The organism is Thalassotalea sp. PP2-459 (assembly GCF_001913705.1).
Taxonomy (GTDB): domain Bacteria; phylum Pseudomonadota; class Gammaproteobacteria; order Enterobacterales; family Alteromonadaceae; genus Thalassotalea_C; species Thalassotalea_C hakodatensis.
In genome coordinates, this window is record NZ_MKQD01000082.1 from 1 (window position 1) to 921 (window position 921).

The 921-nt window shown below is 44.7% G+C and carries 1 pseudogene; it reads right to left on the bottom strand.

The window, feature by feature from the left end:
* Positions 1–921: pseudogene (locus tag BI291_RS17205) on the bottom strand (TonB-dependent receptor); the annotation flags it as partial.

Sequence of the window (921 nt, forward strand, 5' to 3'; positions counted from 1 at the left end):
CTTCACCGTTAGTACAGTGTTCAGCCGAGGTAAAGCCACCTGGGCCTAATACCAACGCACCTTCATCGATACTCATGATATCGCCTTCGCCGTAGGCATGACGCATTTTTGCTGTCGCAGTAGCATCAGTGAAACGTACTTGACCAGTTAACGCACCGCCATTGTCATAATCTAACTGTAAGTTAAAGTTACGTGATTTTTCTTCATTAACGTTCACTTGCGTGAATGACTGTAAACGGTATGGGCGCATCTTGAACGCATCAACACCACGCCATTCATTGCCGTCACCATCGGTGTATGAATCACCGGTATAGTTGGTTGCAAACGCATACTGTGCGAAGGTTTGCCAACGGTTGTTATGATTAATACCAGAGCGTGCATTAAAACGATCTTGATTTGTGTAGAAGTAATCTGCTGTTACTGTAAAACCTTCACCTAAATCAACTTGCAATGACGCTTGAACAGCATCACGCTCACGCTCTTCTGTTTTATTAAACGCGGTAAAACCGTGTGGTACAATGTTGCGATATTCAGCGCCTTCTGCTGGAGTACTCCACGCATAGTTGTTTGATGTCCAGCCTAAACCACCGTTTTCAGAGGTATCGTTATGACCATTATAATCGGTTGCAAGGGTTACATCTTGAGTGACTGCTGAAATTAAGAAACCAAATTTGCCATCGTTATATGCCGCTAAGCCATGGAACGTTGGGTCAGTTTCTTTGGTAATTGAACCACGTGCCGCTTCTGCGCCGGCAACAAAAGTCCACCCTTCATCCATATCAAACGGACGACGAGTTTTTAAATCAATTGCACCCGCAATACCTTGCGCAGTGTTATCAGCTGTTGCTGACTTGTACACATCAACACCGCCAAAAAGTTGCGCAGGTAAATCACCTAAATCAGCACCAGAGGTATCAATAG